Here is a 12,917-nt window from a genome sequence, read left to right as displayed (position 1 = left end):
TGTTCAGTAGATCCACGCCATGCGTGGATGGCGGTTACAGCAACGCCACCACCAGCCCCAGCGCCGGCAGCGTGATCGCCAGCGGTGCGATCCACTTCGGCCGGTACGGATACAGCCCGAACGACAGTGCCACGCCGCACATGGTCATTGCGCCCAGCCACAGCACCGGGCCCATCGCCCAGCCGTGATCGGCCACGCACAACGCGAACGCCACCGTCAGCAGGGCCCAGCCCAGCACCCGCCACTGCGTGCGCCGTGCCGGGCTGGCCGCAGCCTTGCCGTGCAGGTCGTACTGGTGTCTTTCCATCGCCAGCGACAGCGCGGTGAACGCGGAAAACGACAGGGTCAACGCCAGCAGCATCATGCACTGGCCTCCGCTTCGGCGGTTTCGACCACAGCCACTGGCGCCGCCGCCGCCGCCGCACGCTTCTTCTTCTCGGCCGCGCTCAGCGGTGGCGTCCAGCGCTGCATGCGCCAGCCGCACATCGCCAGCATTGCGCCGAAGACAATCATCGAAAGATCGACGCCGGCCAGTACCCAGTCGCCGTTGCGCAGGGTGTTGCCCAGGTGCGCATGCGTGGTCAACGCATTGACCACCGGCACCAGTGCGAACGCGGCCGCGCCCAGGTAGAGCTGCCACGCCCACATCATTCGCCTCGGCCAGATGAAGGCGGCCAGCAGCGCGCCGGCCCAAGCGTAGAAGAATACGTTGGCCTCCGCACTCGAGCGCTCGGCGATGTCCAGCGGCAGCAGGCGGTTGCCCCAGAAGTACGCCGCGAAGGCGATCGGCAGGCCAGCCACGGTGCCGATGTTGAGCGCATCGACCAAGCGAAGGCCGAAGCCGGTGCGTCCACTCTTGGCATGCTTCGGTCGTTCCTTCACCGCCCACAGCACCACGCCGCTGGCGACCATCAGGCAGCCCACCAGACCGGACAGGAAGAACAGGGCACGCAGGCCCCAGTCCGCAAAACGCGCCAGGTGCAGGCCGTACAGCACACCACGGGTGGCGGTGGCACCGCCCGATGGCGGCGTTTCCTCAAGCAGAGCACCGCTGACCATGTCGTAACGCACGGCCGGGGTGTCGATGGACAGGCGCTTGCCATCGCGCTGGCGGATGTCGATCACCGCATTGGCCGCCCCCGGATTGGACACGGTGAAACCGGCCACCTCCACGCCGTGCCAATGCGCGCGTGCGCTGTCCAGCAACTGTGCGATCGGCAGCGGCGTGGCGCGGCCCTCGGCGGGCGCGGTCACTTCCGGAAGGCCGCCGAAAGCCTCGCTGATGAATTTGTCCTCGTCCTGGGGGTAGGCGACCTTCACTCCCCACGGCAGGTACATGATCATCAGGGTGACGATGCCGGTGTAGGTGATCATCGCGTGGTACGGCAGCGCCATCACCGCGCTGACGTTGTGGAAGTCGAGCCAGGAGCGCAGGCCCTTGTCCTTGCGGAAGGTGAAGAAGTCCTTGAAGATCTTCTTGTGGGTGATCACGCCGGTGATGATCGCCACCAGCATGAACATCGCGCAGAACCCGACCAGGTAGCGCGCCCAGTACACCGGGATGTAGTGCAGGTCGAAGTGCAGGCGGTAGAAGAAGTCGCCTCCACGGGTCTCGCGCGCCTTCAGTGCCTGGCCGCTGTTCGGGTCCAGCGTGGCGTCGCCGAAGCCACCGCGGCGGCCACGGCTGGGGTCGGCCAGTTCCGGTGGCAGCCGCCAGAACATCTGCATGGCCGGGTTGCGCGGCTGCGGCAGGGTGACGAACCAGTTCTCGGCGTGGCTCGCATTGGCCTGCAGGTAGTCCACCGCGCGCTGCGCGGCCACGTCGATGCTGACGTTGCTGGACGGCAGCTCCGGGCGCATCCAGCGGCTGATTTCCTCGCGGTAATAGCTGGCGGTGCCGGCCATGAAGATCAGCAGCAGCAACCAACCGACCAGCAGGCCGGTCCAGGTATGCAGCCAGGCCATCGACTGGCGGAATCCGTTCTTCATGCCCAGGCCCCCAGCATGCGCGCAATGGCCGCCATCAGCAGGGTGGGGGCGAGGATGCCGACCCAGGCGCGCAGCGCGCTGCGGGTGGCGAACGCCCAGAGTGCGGCACCGGCGGCGACAAGGATCGCCAGCAGCATGCCGGTCAGCACGGTCTGGCCGCGCGCGCCGGGCAGCGCCACTGCGCAGAACACACTGGTCATCGAGGCCAGCGCATAGCCGCCGAAGATCGCGGCCAACGAACGTGACAGCACGCCCCAGCGCGGGTTGGAGAAGAAGGTGCGGGGGCTGGCGGTTGCGGGCGAGCGGTCCACGGCGTTCCTGCAGGTTTCAGTGGAAGAGGGCCGGCGCACCGCAGTGCGCCGGAGGAGGCCATCCCTGGCCTGGCACCGGTCGCAGAACCGGTGCCATCCATCAGGGTCAGAGCTTCCAGCGCAGCGTCACGGTGACATTGCGTGGTTCGCCCCAGTACACGCCGTTGTAGAAACCGACGTTGTTGAAATACTTCTTGTCCAGCAGGTTGTTGATGTTCAGCTGGGCGCTGAAGTTCTCGTTGAAGCGGTAGCCGCCGGCGAGGTTGACCAGGTAGAACGCGTCCTGGGTGATCCTGGCCTTGCTGCGGTCGGGTTTGGTGCTGGTGTTCCAGATGCTGCTCTGCCAGGTCACGCCACCACCCAGCCAGAAGCGGCCGTCGATACCGCCAGGGCGCCAGCTGGTGTTGAGCCGGAAGGTATCCTGCGGGGCGGTGGTCCGCTGCAGCACGCCGTCCTTGTTGCGGATGACGGTGTGGGCGAAACCGGCCGAGACGTTCCACTGCTCGCCGATGCTGCCCTGGGTTTCGATCTCCCAGCCCTTGACCTTGTTGCCCTTGCCGGTGGAGCGGTAGGCCTGGCTGCCGTCGGGCAGCGAGTTCACCGGCACCGAATCATCGATCTCGGCGACGTTGTCCTGCTTGCCCTCGAACACGGCGGCCGAGGCATTGAGCAGGCCGCCGAAGAACTCGGCCTTGACGCCTGCTTCGTACATGTTGCCGACCACCGGCTCCAGGTAGTTGCCATTGCGGTCGCGGTAGTTCTGCGGCTTGAAGATGTCGGTGTAGCTGACATAGCCGCTGAAGATCGAATTGAAGTCGAAGACCAGGCCGGCATACGGGGTGAGCATGTCGTCCGGCCTGTAGCCGGTGCGGGTGGTGCGATTGCGGTTGCCATTGGCATCGTAGCCATAGGCCCAGCTGCGGGTTTCCCAGCTGCCGTAGCGCGCGCCTGCCACCGCCAGCAGCCGGTCGGCCAGGCGCAGCCGCGCGGCAACGTAGGCTGCGCGCTGGCGCAGTTCATTCTGCGAAGACAGCCTGCCCAGGCGGGTCACCGGCAGCACCGGCACATTGCCGGTCCAGTGGCGCCAGTCCGGCACCACGGCATAGGCATCGTCGTAGTCGAAGTCCATGCCTTCCGACTCGCCCTTGCGCACCGACTGGCCCAGGCCGAACACCAGTTCGTGCTCGCGACCGAACAGCTGGAACGGGCCGCCGACGTTGACGTCGAACACGTCCATCGTGCTGTGCTCGTTGAAGTGAGAGATGTAGGCGGTGACGCCGGTTCCATCGGCACGCGGATTGCCGGCGGCGCCGTACCAGACGCTGCCGTCGGTATCACGCACGGCGTGGCTGATATTGCCCTTCACCGACCAGCCGTTGCCGAGCTGCTGCTCCAGCCGCGCGAAGCTAGTCTTCTCCACGATCGGCCAGGCGCTCCACGAGGCCGACAGGTTGGTCGAGCGAGGCAGGTTGGCTGGCGTGCCATCGGCGCCCCAGTACGGCACCACGCCCCAGGTCACGCCGGTGGTACGCGGCGACTGGTATTCGTAGCCCACTTCGAACAGCGTGCTGTCGCTCAGGTCGGCCTGCACGATGCCGTAGAACACATCTTTGTCGAGCGAATAGACATCACGGAATGAATCGCTCTGCTGCTTGACCGCGACCACGCGCGCACGGATGCGGCCGTCCCAGGCAACCGGACCACCGAGATCGGCTTCCAGGCGGCGGTTACCCCAGCGTCCCACGGTGAGGTTGGCGCCCATCTGGAAGGTGTCGGTGGGGCGCTTGCGGATCATGCTGATGGTGCCGGAGGGATCGCCGGCGCCGGTGGTCAGGCCGGTGGCGCCACGGATCACCTCGATACGCTCGTAGATCACGCTGTCGGTGTTGGTCTTGACCGAGCCACCGAACGTGTTGAGCATGCCGTCGATCTGGAAATTGTCGATGGTGTAGCCGCGCGAAACATAGTTGATGCGCTCGCTGTCGGTGACCGACACGCTGACGCCGGTCACCTGGCCCATCACGTCCGACAGCGAGAACAGGCCCATGTCGTCCAGGCGCTGGCGGGTGATCACGGTCACCGACTGTGGCGTCTCGCGCAACGACAGGTCCAGCCTGGTCGCGCTGCGCGCGTTCTTCACCGTGTAGCTGTTCGGAATCTCGCCATCGGCGGTCACCTTCACGGTGTCCAGCGTGCGCGCGGAAGATTCAGCGGTGCCGTCGGCGTGTGCCAGCGGAGCGATCATCAGTGCGGTCACGGCCAGGGCCAGCAGAGAGGGACGAGGGAGGTTGAGCGGCATTGCCATCGGTGCGATTCCATGCAGGACGAAACAGGCGATGGAATGCGCAGGCGCAGCAACCGCGCGCTCCGCGCACGTCGCCCAGCGAGTCCCATCGACGGTGCGCCACCCGCGCAGTGCGGGCGACCCGGTAGTCGGGGGATGTACACGGGCGAAGGGGCGGGTGGGTGCGTGCTTCCGTGCCCCGCTTGGCTAAGCGTACAACCGATTGGCAAATGATAGGCATTCGCATTTCGTTAATCAAGCGTGACGGCACCCGCTCCCGTGCAGGGAGGCTTCAGAAGTGGAAAAGGACCGTCGCAGCGTGCAGCAGCAGGCCGATCAGCCCGCCGACCAGGGTGCCGTTGAAGCGGATGAACTGCAGGTCACGGCCCACGCTCAGTTCCAGCTGTTCGACCAGGTGCCGCTCGTCCCAGCCCTTCACGGTCTGCGCGATATGCGTGGTGACGCCCTCGCGCAGGCGCCCGGTCAGGCGCTGCGCACCTTCCATCAGATGCTGGTTCAGTGCCTCGCGCAGCGCCGGGTCGGCCTGCAGGCTGGCACCGAGCGAACCCAGGCTGCGCTGCAGGTGGCCGACCAGCGCCGAATCCTCGCGCTGCAGGTCCGCCCGCAGGCTGGCGTGGATGCGCGCCCACAGCCCCTGCACGTACTCCTGCAGGGCCGGGTGGTCGATCATTTCGTCCTTGAGCTGCTCGATGCGCTCGGCCAGCGCCGGATCCTCGCGCAGGCGCTGCACGTAGTTCTGCAACCAGGTCTCGTAGTCCTGGCGCAGCGGATGCTGCGGCTCGGCCAGCACCTGCTGCAGCTCTTCCAGCACCGCGCGGGCCAGGCGTTCGGCCAGGCTGTCGCCGATCTCGTCGATCGGCTTGACCCAGTTCACCGTGCTCGACAGCGTCGGCCATTCGCGCTGGATGTAACGCACGATCAGCTGCGAGGCGCGCTCCTTCACTTCCGGTTGCTCCAGCCAGCGCCCCAGGCGCTGCAGGCCCTCGTCCAGCACGCGCTGGTGGCGCCCATCGGCGGTCAGCAGGGCCAGCAGCTCACCGGCGGTGGCGGCGGCATTCCACTGCCGCAGCTGCTGCACCACAAAGGCGTGCAGCTGGCGGCGTACGGCGGTTTCGTCGAAGAAATCCAGTGCCTGCAGCGCCCAGCCGCGGGCCATGTCGGCCAGCATCCGCGAGCGCGCCGGGTCGGCCAGCCAGCTGCCGAGGCGGCTGGCCGGATCGAATACCTGCAGCTTGGCCAGCAGCACCCCCGGCTCCAGGAACTGGTCGCGCACGAACAGCGCAAGGCTGTCGCCGATGCGTTCCTTGCTGCGCGGGATGATCGCGGTGTGCGGGATCGGCAGGCCCATCGGCCGCCGGAACAGCGCGACCACAGCGAACCAGTCGGCCAGCGCGCCCACGGCCGCTGCTTCGCAGAAGGCCGAGACCCAGGCCCAGATGCCGCGCTCGCCCTGCCAGTGGCTGATCGCGAATCCGGCCAGCATCAACAGCAGCAGGCCCAGTGCGAGGGCTTTCAGGCGCCGCAGCTGGGCGCGGCGCGGATCGTGGGCAGGCGTCATTGCACGAGTCTAACCGCAGCCCGGTGATGCCTGCCTGTAGAGCCGAGCCCATGCTCGGCTGCCTTGCGCGCGGCAGACCGCAGCCGAACATAGGATCTCGGCTCTACATGAGAGGTTCGCGTTTTTTAAAGCGCTTCCAGCTGCTTGCGCAGCGCGGCCAGCTGCGCGCGCAGGGTGTCGTTCTCGCGGGTCAACGCGACCACGCGGCGGCGCAGGGCCGGGGCATCCTCGCCCAGCTGTTCCAGCGCCAACAGCACTTCGGCGTCGCGGCTGGCGATCTCGTCCTCATTTGCCTCCTCGAAATCCATCTCGGCTGCTTCCGGCTTCGGCGCGCGCGGCTTGCGCTTGGACTCGCGCACGCGCTTGGCGGCCTGCTTCAGCTCGTCCTTGCCACCGGCGGCGGCAGCGCGCTGCTCCTCTTCGGGCAGGTCGGCCACGGCCGCAGCGGCGCTGATCGAGATCACGCCGGCCTTCACCGCCTCCACCACTTCGGGTGCAGCCTGGGCATGGATGCGCTCGATCATGCCGACCTGGCTGGTGCTCAGCTTGGCTTCGCGGGCCAGCTCAGCACGGCTGAGCTTCGGGGCCGGCTCCCACGGCGGGCTGTCTTCGCCGCCTTCGTCGGTGATGTCCGCGGTGCCGTCGCTCTCGCGCTGCAGCTGGGCCTGCTCGACCTGCTTGCGGGCGGCCAGGATGTCGCGCTTGCGCAGCGCCAGCACGCCGCGCTGGAAGTCGGACACGCTGCGACGGCCCAGGTGCTGCTCGATCATCCACAGGTGCACGTCTTCCATGCTCTGGAAGCGGGTGTTCTGTACGGTGTTGAAGGGCAGGCCATGCTTCTGGCAGATGCCGAAGCGGTTGTGGCCGTCGACCAGTACGTTGCCCCACAGCACCAGCGCGTCACGACAGCCCTCGGCCAGGATGCTGCGCTCCAGCGCGTCATGTTCGTCCGCAGTCAGCGGGTCGATATAGGCCTTGAGTTCTTCTTTGACGACGATATCCATGGGCACGGCAGCGAGCAGGAGCGGAACCGCCCATTGTACCCGCTCGCCGCCGCCGGCCAGGGCTCAGGCGGTGGCCCGGATCATCTCGCCCAGCGTGCCGGTGATCTGGTCGATCTGCGCCTTGTCCACGATCAGCGGGGGCGACAGCGCGATGATGTCACCGGTACAGCGCACCAGCAGCCCGCCGTCGTGGAAGCAGCGCCGATAGACCTCGTAGCCCCGGCTGCCCGGCGCATCGCGGCGAGGCGCCAGCTCGACCGCGCCGACCAGCCCGAAGTTGCGGATGTCGATCACGTTGGGCAGGCCCTGCAGCGCATGCAGCCGTTCCTGCCAGCATTCGCCCAGTTCGATGGCCCGCTCGAACAGGCGCTCCTCGGCGTAGACCTCCAGAGTGGCCAGCGCGGCCGCACAGGCCAGCGGGTGACCAGAGTAGGTATAGCCGTGGAACAGCTCGATGGCCTGCGGTGGCGCCTGCATCAGCGTAGCGTGCACCGCATCGCTGGCCAGCACGCCGCCCAGCGGCACCGCGCCGTTGCTGACCGCCTTGGCGAAGGTCAGCAGGTCGGGGGTGACCCCGAAGCGCTGTGCGGCGAAGGGCATGCCGACCCTGCCGAAGCCGGTGATGACCTCATCGAACACCAGCAGGATGCCGTGGTGATCGCACAGCTCGCGCAGGCGCTGCAGGTAGCCCGGCGCCGGCAGGATGACCCCGGCGGACCCAGCGATGGGCTCGACGAAGACCGCCGCGATGGTCGAGGCGTCATGCAGCGCGATCAGCCGCTCCAGGTCGTCGGCCAGTTCAGCGCCCTGGCGCGGCAGGCCCCTGCTGAATGCATTGCGCTGCAGGTCCAGGGTGTGGCGCAGGTAGTCCACGCCGCCCAGCTGCAGGCCGAACGCCCTGCGGTTGTCGGGCAAGCCGCCTAGTGCCATGCCGCCGAAGCCGACGCCGTGGTAGGCCTTCTCGCGGCTGATGAAGCGCGTGCGCTGGCCCTCGCCGCGCTGGCGGTGGTAGGCCAGCACGATCTTCATCGCGGTATCCACCGCCTCCGAGCCGGAGCTTGTGAAGAACACATGGTTCAGGGGCGTTGGTGCCAATGCGGCCAGCCGCTGCGCCAGCGCGAATGCCGGCGGCGAGCCCATCTGGAAGGCAGGGGAGTAGTCGAGCGTGCGCGCCTGCTCGACGATGGCCTCGACGATGCGCGGCCGCGCGTGGCCGGCGTTGCAGCACCACAGGCCGGCGGTACCGTCGAGGATCTGGCGGCCGTCGACATCCTCGTAGTGCATGCCCTCGGCACGCACCAGCACACGCGGCGCCGCCTTGTACTGGCGGTTGGAGGTGAACGGCATCCAGTACGCGTCCAGGGATTCCGGGCGTTGGGTGGCCAAGTCGTGCAGGTCGCTCGCGGAACGTTTCATGCCAGCTCCATCGGGGTCCGATGGGGTGAATGTAGCGCAGCCGCGTCACAGTGGAGTCGCGGCCACGCCGGTATAACCGGGGAAACTCTTGCGAGGAGCCCGACATGGCCGACTTCCCCGACCGCAGCCACTGGCAGGCGCTGTCCCAGCAGCTGTCGATGGCGAACCAGGCATTCATCGATGGCCGCTACGTCGATGCTTCCAGCGGTGCGCGCTTTGACTGCATCAGTCCGATCGATGGCCGCGTGCTGGCAGCGGTTGCCGACTGCGACGCGCAGGACGTGGAGCGCGCGGTGCTGGCCGCACGACGTGCGTTCGAGGCGGGTCACTGGTCACAGGCCAGCCCGGCCCACCGCAAGCGCGTGCTGCTGGCCTTGGCGGCGCTGGTGGAAAAACACTCCGACGAACTGGCCCTGCTGGAAACCCTGGACATGGGCAAGCCGGTGCGCGACGCACGCCGCATCGACCTGCCCGGCGTGGTGCGCTGCCTGAGCTGGACTGCCGAAGCGGTGGACAAACTGTACGGCGAGGTCGCGCCCACCGGCGCGCACGAACTTGGCCTGGTCACGCGCGAGGCCGCTGGCGTGGTGGCGGCCATCGTGCCGTGGAACTTCCCGCTGCTGATGGCGTGCTGGAAGATCGCGCCTGCATTGGCCATGGGCAACTCGGTGGTGCTCAAGCCTTCTGAGCGGTCACCGCTGAGTGCGCTGCGGTTGGCGGCGCTGGCCGCCGAGGCGGGCCTGCCGGAGGGCGTACTGAACGTGCTGCCGGGCCATGGCGCGCGCGTCGGCGAACCGCTGGCGCTGCACATGGATGTGGACGTGCTGGCCTTCACCGGTTCCACCGCCACCGGCGCGAAGCTGCTGCAGTGTTCAGGGCGGTCCAACCTCAAGCGGGTCTGGCTGGAATGCGGTGGCAAGAGCCCCCACCTGGTGTTCGCCGACGCGCCGGACCTGGACGCAGCGGCCAAGGCCGTGGCGCAGGGCATCTTCTTCAACCAGGGCGAAGTCTGCACCGCCGGCTCGCGGCTGCTGGTGCAGCGCTCGATCCGTGAGGACTTCGTGCACCAGGTGATTGCCTATGGCCAGCACATGCAGCCCCGCCATCCACTGGAGGCCGATGCACCGATGGGTGCGCTGGTCGACGCCGCGCACGTGGACAAGGTGCTGGCCGATATCGCCCGTGCCGAAGGCGAGGGCGCTCGTCTGCTGATGGGGGGCCATAGGGCCGAGGTGGAGTCCGGCGGCTGCTACGTGCAGCCCACGGTGTTCGACCAGGTGCGTCCGGACCACGCGTTGGCACGCGAGGAAGTGTTCGGGCCAGTGCTGGCCGTGCTTGGTTTCGACGACGAGGCCGAAGCGCTGCGCGTGGCCAATGACAGCCGCTATGGATTGGCGGCGGGCCTGTGGACGCGTGACCTGGGCCGCGCCCATCGTGTCGCACGCCAGCTGCGCGCCGGCAGCGTCTGGGTGAACGGCTGGGACGGTGGTGACATGACCGCCCCGTTCGGTGGCTACAAGCAGTCCGGCAACGGCCGGGACAAATCGCTGCATGCATTCGACAAGTACAGCGAGATCAAGGCCACCTGGATCCAGTTGTAACGACGCGCCCGCCGAGCGCTTTTCGTAGAGCCGAGCCCACGCTCGGCTGCTGTTTGCTCTTTGTAGAGTCGAGCCATGCTCGACTGCTCTTCGCGAAATGCAGCCGAGCATGGCTCGGCTCTACAAAATGCGAAAAGCCGTCGAGCAAGCTCGACGCCACAGTAATGCGACTACCGGCAACGCGCGCTCACCTGCAGCACCGCCGCACGCAGCATGTCGCGGTCGGCTTCTTCGACGGCGTTCTGGAAATAGTCCATGTCCTGCTTGCCCAGCTCGCACGGGTCGACGATGTAGCCCGGTGGCCACAAACCCAGCAGTTGCGCGACGCCATGCACGATCTGCTCGGGGGTCATCTGCCGACGGATCGGGAAGTAGTTGCGGCGCGCCGCGAATGCCGGGTGTATCTCGCGGCGACCAATAAGACGCGGAGCGACACCCGCAGCGCTGATGCCGTCACCACCGTCGATGCTGCCCGCAGGCAGACTCAGGATCAGTGGCGCCACCGCAGCCGCGTTTTCCGCGGCAGGCTGGGCGCTGTCTGCCTGCGCAACCGGGGCAGGGCGGGCATCACCGATGCGGCCGGACGCGTCATCTGTGCGGAGGGCAAGGTGGGCTGCTTGGCTACCGGCGTCGGCAGTTCCGGTGGCAGCCAACGCAGCAAGATCCGTGGGCCGTCGTCGCTGCGCAGTTCGATCCGGCCGCTGTCCAGCAGCCACAGAGCAAGCCCGCCATGCACCAGCAGTACCACCAGCCACGCCGCCATCCGCGGCAGCTTCGGCGAATCGGACCACGACAGCGCGACTGCAGTCATCGGCAAAGCGTCCATGCAGGGACCGGTGGCGCAGCCTAGCGGGTGGCCCGAAAAATTCCGTTGGCATCGGTGTCGGCTGAAACCATCGCCCCGTGCGGCCATCGGCCCGTGGCAGAATCGGGCGATCCGCCGTTACCCGTGTTGCCGATGTCGACGATCACCGCTGCCGCGCCGTCCGTGAATTCCCCCCGTCGTGTCCTGCTGGCCAGCCTGATCGGCACCACCATCGAATTCTTCGATTTCTACATCTACGCCACGGCCGCCGTGCTGGTGTTCCCGCACCTGTTCTTCCCGGACAGCAGCGAGCAGGCGGCGCTGCTGCAGTCACTGGCAACGTTCGCGGTCGCGTTCATCGCGCGCCCGGTGGGCTCGGCAGTGTTCGGCCACTTCGGTGACCGTATCGGCCGCAAGGCCACGCTGGTGGCCGCGCTGCTGACCATGGGCCTGTCCACGGTGCTGATCGGCCTGTTGCCCACCCATGCACAGATTGGCCTGTGGGCCCCCGCGTTGCTGGCGCTGTGCCGCTTCGGCCAGGGCCTGGGGCTGGGTGGCGAGTGGGGCGGGGCGGTGCTGCTGGCCACTGAGAACGCTCCGCCGGGCAAGCGCGCCTGGTACGGCATGTTCCCGCAGCTGGGCGCGCCACTCGGCTTCCTGTTGTCGGCCGGCATCTTCCTGGTGTTGGGCCGTTGCCTGAGCCAGGGTGACTTCCTGCAGTGGGGCTGGCGCATTCCGTTCGTGGCCAGCGCGCTGCTGGTCGGCCTTGGCCTGTGGGTGCGCCTGAACATCCACGAGACGCCCGATTTCAAGAAGGCGCTGGAGCGCAAGGCGCCGGTGCGGCTGCCGATGTGGACGGTGCTGCGTGACCATCCGGTGCCGATGCTGCTGGGCACCCTCGGTGCCTTCGCCACCTTCGTGCTGTTCTACCTGATGACGGTGTTCAGCCTGGGCCACGGAACTGCGGTGCTGGGCTACAGTCGCGAGCAGTTCCTGCTGATGCAGATGGCCGGCATGCTGTTCTTCGCGCTGGGTATTCCGCTGTCGGCGCGCTATGGCGACCGTTGGGGCACGCGGCGAACGATGATCGTCGCCAGCGTACTGATCGTCGGCTTCGGCGTGCTGTTCGCGCCGTTGTTCCAGCCGCACAGCCCATGGCTGGTCACTGCGTTCCTGTGCCTGGGATTGTTCCTGATGGGGCTGACCTACGGCCCCTGTGGCACCTTCCTGGCCGAAATCTACCCGGTGGAAGTGCGCTACACAGGCGCCTCGCTGTCATTCAACCTGGCCGGCATTCTGGGTGCGGCGCCGGCGCCGTACCTGGCCACCTGGCTGGCGGAACGCTTCGGCCTGGTCGCGGTCGGCTACTACCTGTGCCTGACTGCGGCAGCTACCCTGTGCGCGCTGGTAGCACTGCACCGGCGCGCCCTGCGGCTCAACCAAAGAAGCGCTTGAGCGTGCGCCCCAGCCAGCCGCCACCCTGGTGTTCGCGGGCAAAGTGGTTCAGGTGCGCCTTGACCTGTTCGGCATAGGCCTGGTCATCGCCGCGGATGTGGTTGAACAGCCAGCGCGAGAGCATGGTGCGCAGCTCATCGCTGATGTCCTCGCCGGCCTGGAAGCGCATGCGGTATTCCGAGACGCGCTTGATGAAGACCTCGTGCACGCGCTTGTGCGCGGCACAGAACGGATAGCCCGCTTCTTCCATCAGCTCTTCCTCGAACGCGAAGTGCGACATGGTGTAGTCCACCACTTCGTCGATCACTTCACCCACCGCGGCACGCTGCATGCTGGCTTGGGCCACGTGCAGGTGGTTGAGCATCTCGATGATGCGGCGGTGTTGTTGGTCGATCACATCGATGCCGATGTTCAGATCGTCCTGCCAGACCAGTAGTGCCATCCCCCGGCTCCCCTTCATGCGTATGTCGGGG

Annotated in this window: 10 protein-coding genes and 1 pseudogene; 2 read left to right on the top strand and 9 right to left on the bottom strand. The window is 67.3% G+C overall.

From position 1 onward, the window contains the following. Nucleotides 1–34: 34 nt before the first annotated feature. The 7 genes from N5C25_RS06400 to N5C25_RS06370 all read right to left on the bottom strand — a co-directional run bounded on the left by N5C25_RS06400 (nt 35) and on the right by N5C25_RS06370 (nt 8,583). Complete coding sequence (locus N5C25_RS06400) at nt 35–364, bottom strand: DUF3325 domain-containing protein (protein ID WP_019659066.1); 330 nt, start codon at nt 362–364, stop codon at nt 35–37. Further along, nucleotides 361–1,989, bottom strand: coding sequence for a PepSY-associated TM helix domain-containing protein (locus N5C25_RS06395; protein WP_251102290.1), 1,629 nt, complete (start codon nt 1,987–1,989; stop codon nt 361–363). The genes N5C25_RS06400 and N5C25_RS06395 overlap by 4 nt, the downstream gene beginning before the upstream one ends. Further along, the gene (locus N5C25_RS06390; RefSeq protein ID WP_058979491.1) at nt 1,986–2,300 is read right to left on the bottom strand and encodes a DUF3649 domain-containing protein; all 315 of its coding nucleotides are present in this window, start codon (nt 2,298–2,300) and stop codon (nt 1,986–1,988) included. Before N5C25_RS06390 ends, N5C25_RS06395 begins: the two co-directional genes overlap by 4 nt. 106 nt (nt 2,301–2,406) lie before the next feature. Then, nucleotides 2,407–4,605 (bottom strand): TonB-dependent siderophore receptor, encoded by a 2,199-nt coding sequence (locus N5C25_RS06385; RefSeq protein ID WP_058979493.1) that lies wholly within the window; start codon nt 4,603–4,605, stop codon nt 2,407–2,409. A gap of 271 nt (nt 4,606–4,876) precedes the next feature. After that, nucleotides 4,877–6,163, bottom strand: coding sequence for a DUF445 family protein (locus tag N5C25_RS06380; protein WP_279936622.1), 1,287 nt, complete (start codon nt 6,161–6,163; stop codon nt 4,877–4,879). Nucleotides 6,164–6,288: 125 nt separating this feature from the next. After that, on the bottom strand, nt 6,289–7,167 hold the full coding sequence (locus tag N5C25_RS06375; protein ID WP_019659062.1) for a hypothetical protein: 879 nt from the start codon (nt 7,165–7,167) through the stop codon (nt 6,289–6,291). A 63-nt stretch (nt 7,168–7,230) separates the two neighbouring features. After that, nucleotides 7,231–8,583 (bottom strand): aspartate aminotransferase family protein, encoded by a 1,353-nt coding sequence (locus tag N5C25_RS06370; protein ID WP_279936621.1) that lies wholly within the window; start codon nt 8,581–8,583, stop codon nt 7,231–7,233. A 104-nt stretch (nt 8,584–8,687) separates the two neighbouring features. On the opposite strand from N5C25_RS06370, the gene N5C25_RS06365 reads away from it, so the two are divergent. Next, nucleotides 8,688–10,184 (top strand): aldehyde dehydrogenase, encoded by a 1,497-nt coding sequence (locus N5C25_RS06365; RefSeq protein ID WP_279936620.1) that lies wholly within the window; start codon nt 8,688–8,690, stop codon nt 10,182–10,184. Between the two features lie 170 nt (nt 10,185–10,354). Here N5C25_RS06365 and N5C25_RS06360 read toward each other — a convergent pair. Continuing rightward, nucleotides 10,355–10,995: pseudogene (locus N5C25_RS06360) on the bottom strand (hypothetical protein). A gap of 156 nt (nt 10,996–11,151) precedes the next feature. Here N5C25_RS06360 and N5C25_RS06355 point away from each other — a divergent pair. Next, nucleotides 11,152–12,444 carry an MFS transporter gene (locus N5C25_RS06355; RefSeq protein ID WP_279936623.1) on the top strand — a complete coding sequence of 431 codons (1,293 nt, stop codon included), beginning with the start codon at nt 11,152–11,154 and terminating at the stop codon, nt 12,442–12,444. On the opposite strand, the gene N5C25_RS06350 is transcribed toward N5C25_RS06355, so the two are convergent. Further along, nucleotides 12,425–12,886 carry a bacteriohemerythrin gene (locus N5C25_RS06350; protein WP_279936619.1) on the bottom strand — a complete coding sequence of 154 codons (462 nt, stop codon included), beginning with the start codon at nt 12,884–12,886 and terminating at the stop codon, nt 12,425–12,427. The two genes, N5C25_RS06355 and N5C25_RS06350, sit on opposite strands and share 20 nt — an antisense overlap. Nucleotides 12,887–12,917 lie beyond the last annotated feature (31 nt).

It is taken from the genome of Stenotrophomonas sp. GD03958 (assembly GCF_029839005.1).
In the GTDB taxonomy this organism is placed as follows: Bacteria; Pseudomonadota; Gammaproteobacteria; order Xanthomonadales; family Xanthomonadaceae; genus Stenotrophomonas; species Stenotrophomonas hibiscicola.
The sequence above is the reverse complement of the archived record's forward strand: the minus strand, read 5'-3'. Positions and strand labels throughout refer to the sequence as shown.

Excerpts from the sequence above, each read along its gene's own strand:
- N5C25_RS06385 (WP_058979493.1), bottom strand. The coding sequence starts at position 4,605 with ATGGCAATGCCGCTCAACCTCCCTCGTCCCTCTCTGCTGGCCCTGGCC.
- N5C25_RS06375 (WP_019659062.1), bottom strand. The coding sequence starts at position 7,167 with ATGGATATCGTCGTCAAAGAAGAACTCAAGGCCTATATCGACCCGCTG.
- N5C25_RS06400 (WP_019659066.1), bottom strand. The coding sequence starts at position 364 with ATGATGCTGCTGGCGTTGACCCTGTCGTTTTCCGCGTTCACCGCGCTG.
- N5C25_RS06370 (WP_279936621.1), bottom strand. The coding sequence starts at position 8,583 with ATGAAACGTTCCGCGAGCGACCTGCACGACTTGGCCACCCAACGCCCG.
- N5C25_RS06365 (WP_279936620.1), top strand. The coding sequence starts at position 8,688 with ATGGCCGACTTCCCCGACCGCAGCCACTGGCAGGCGCTGTCCCAGCAG.
- N5C25_RS06395 (WP_251102290.1), bottom strand. The coding sequence starts at position 1,989 with ATGAAGAACGGATTCCGCCAGTCGATGGCCTGGCTGCATACCTGGACC.
- N5C25_RS06380 (WP_279936622.1), bottom strand. The coding sequence starts at position 6,163 with ATGACGCCTGCCCACGATCCGCGCCGCGCCCAGCTGCGGCGCCTGAAA.
- N5C25_RS06350 (WP_279936619.1), bottom strand. The coding sequence starts at position 12,886 with ATGGCACTACTGGTCTGGCAGGACGATCTGAACATCGGCATCGATGTG.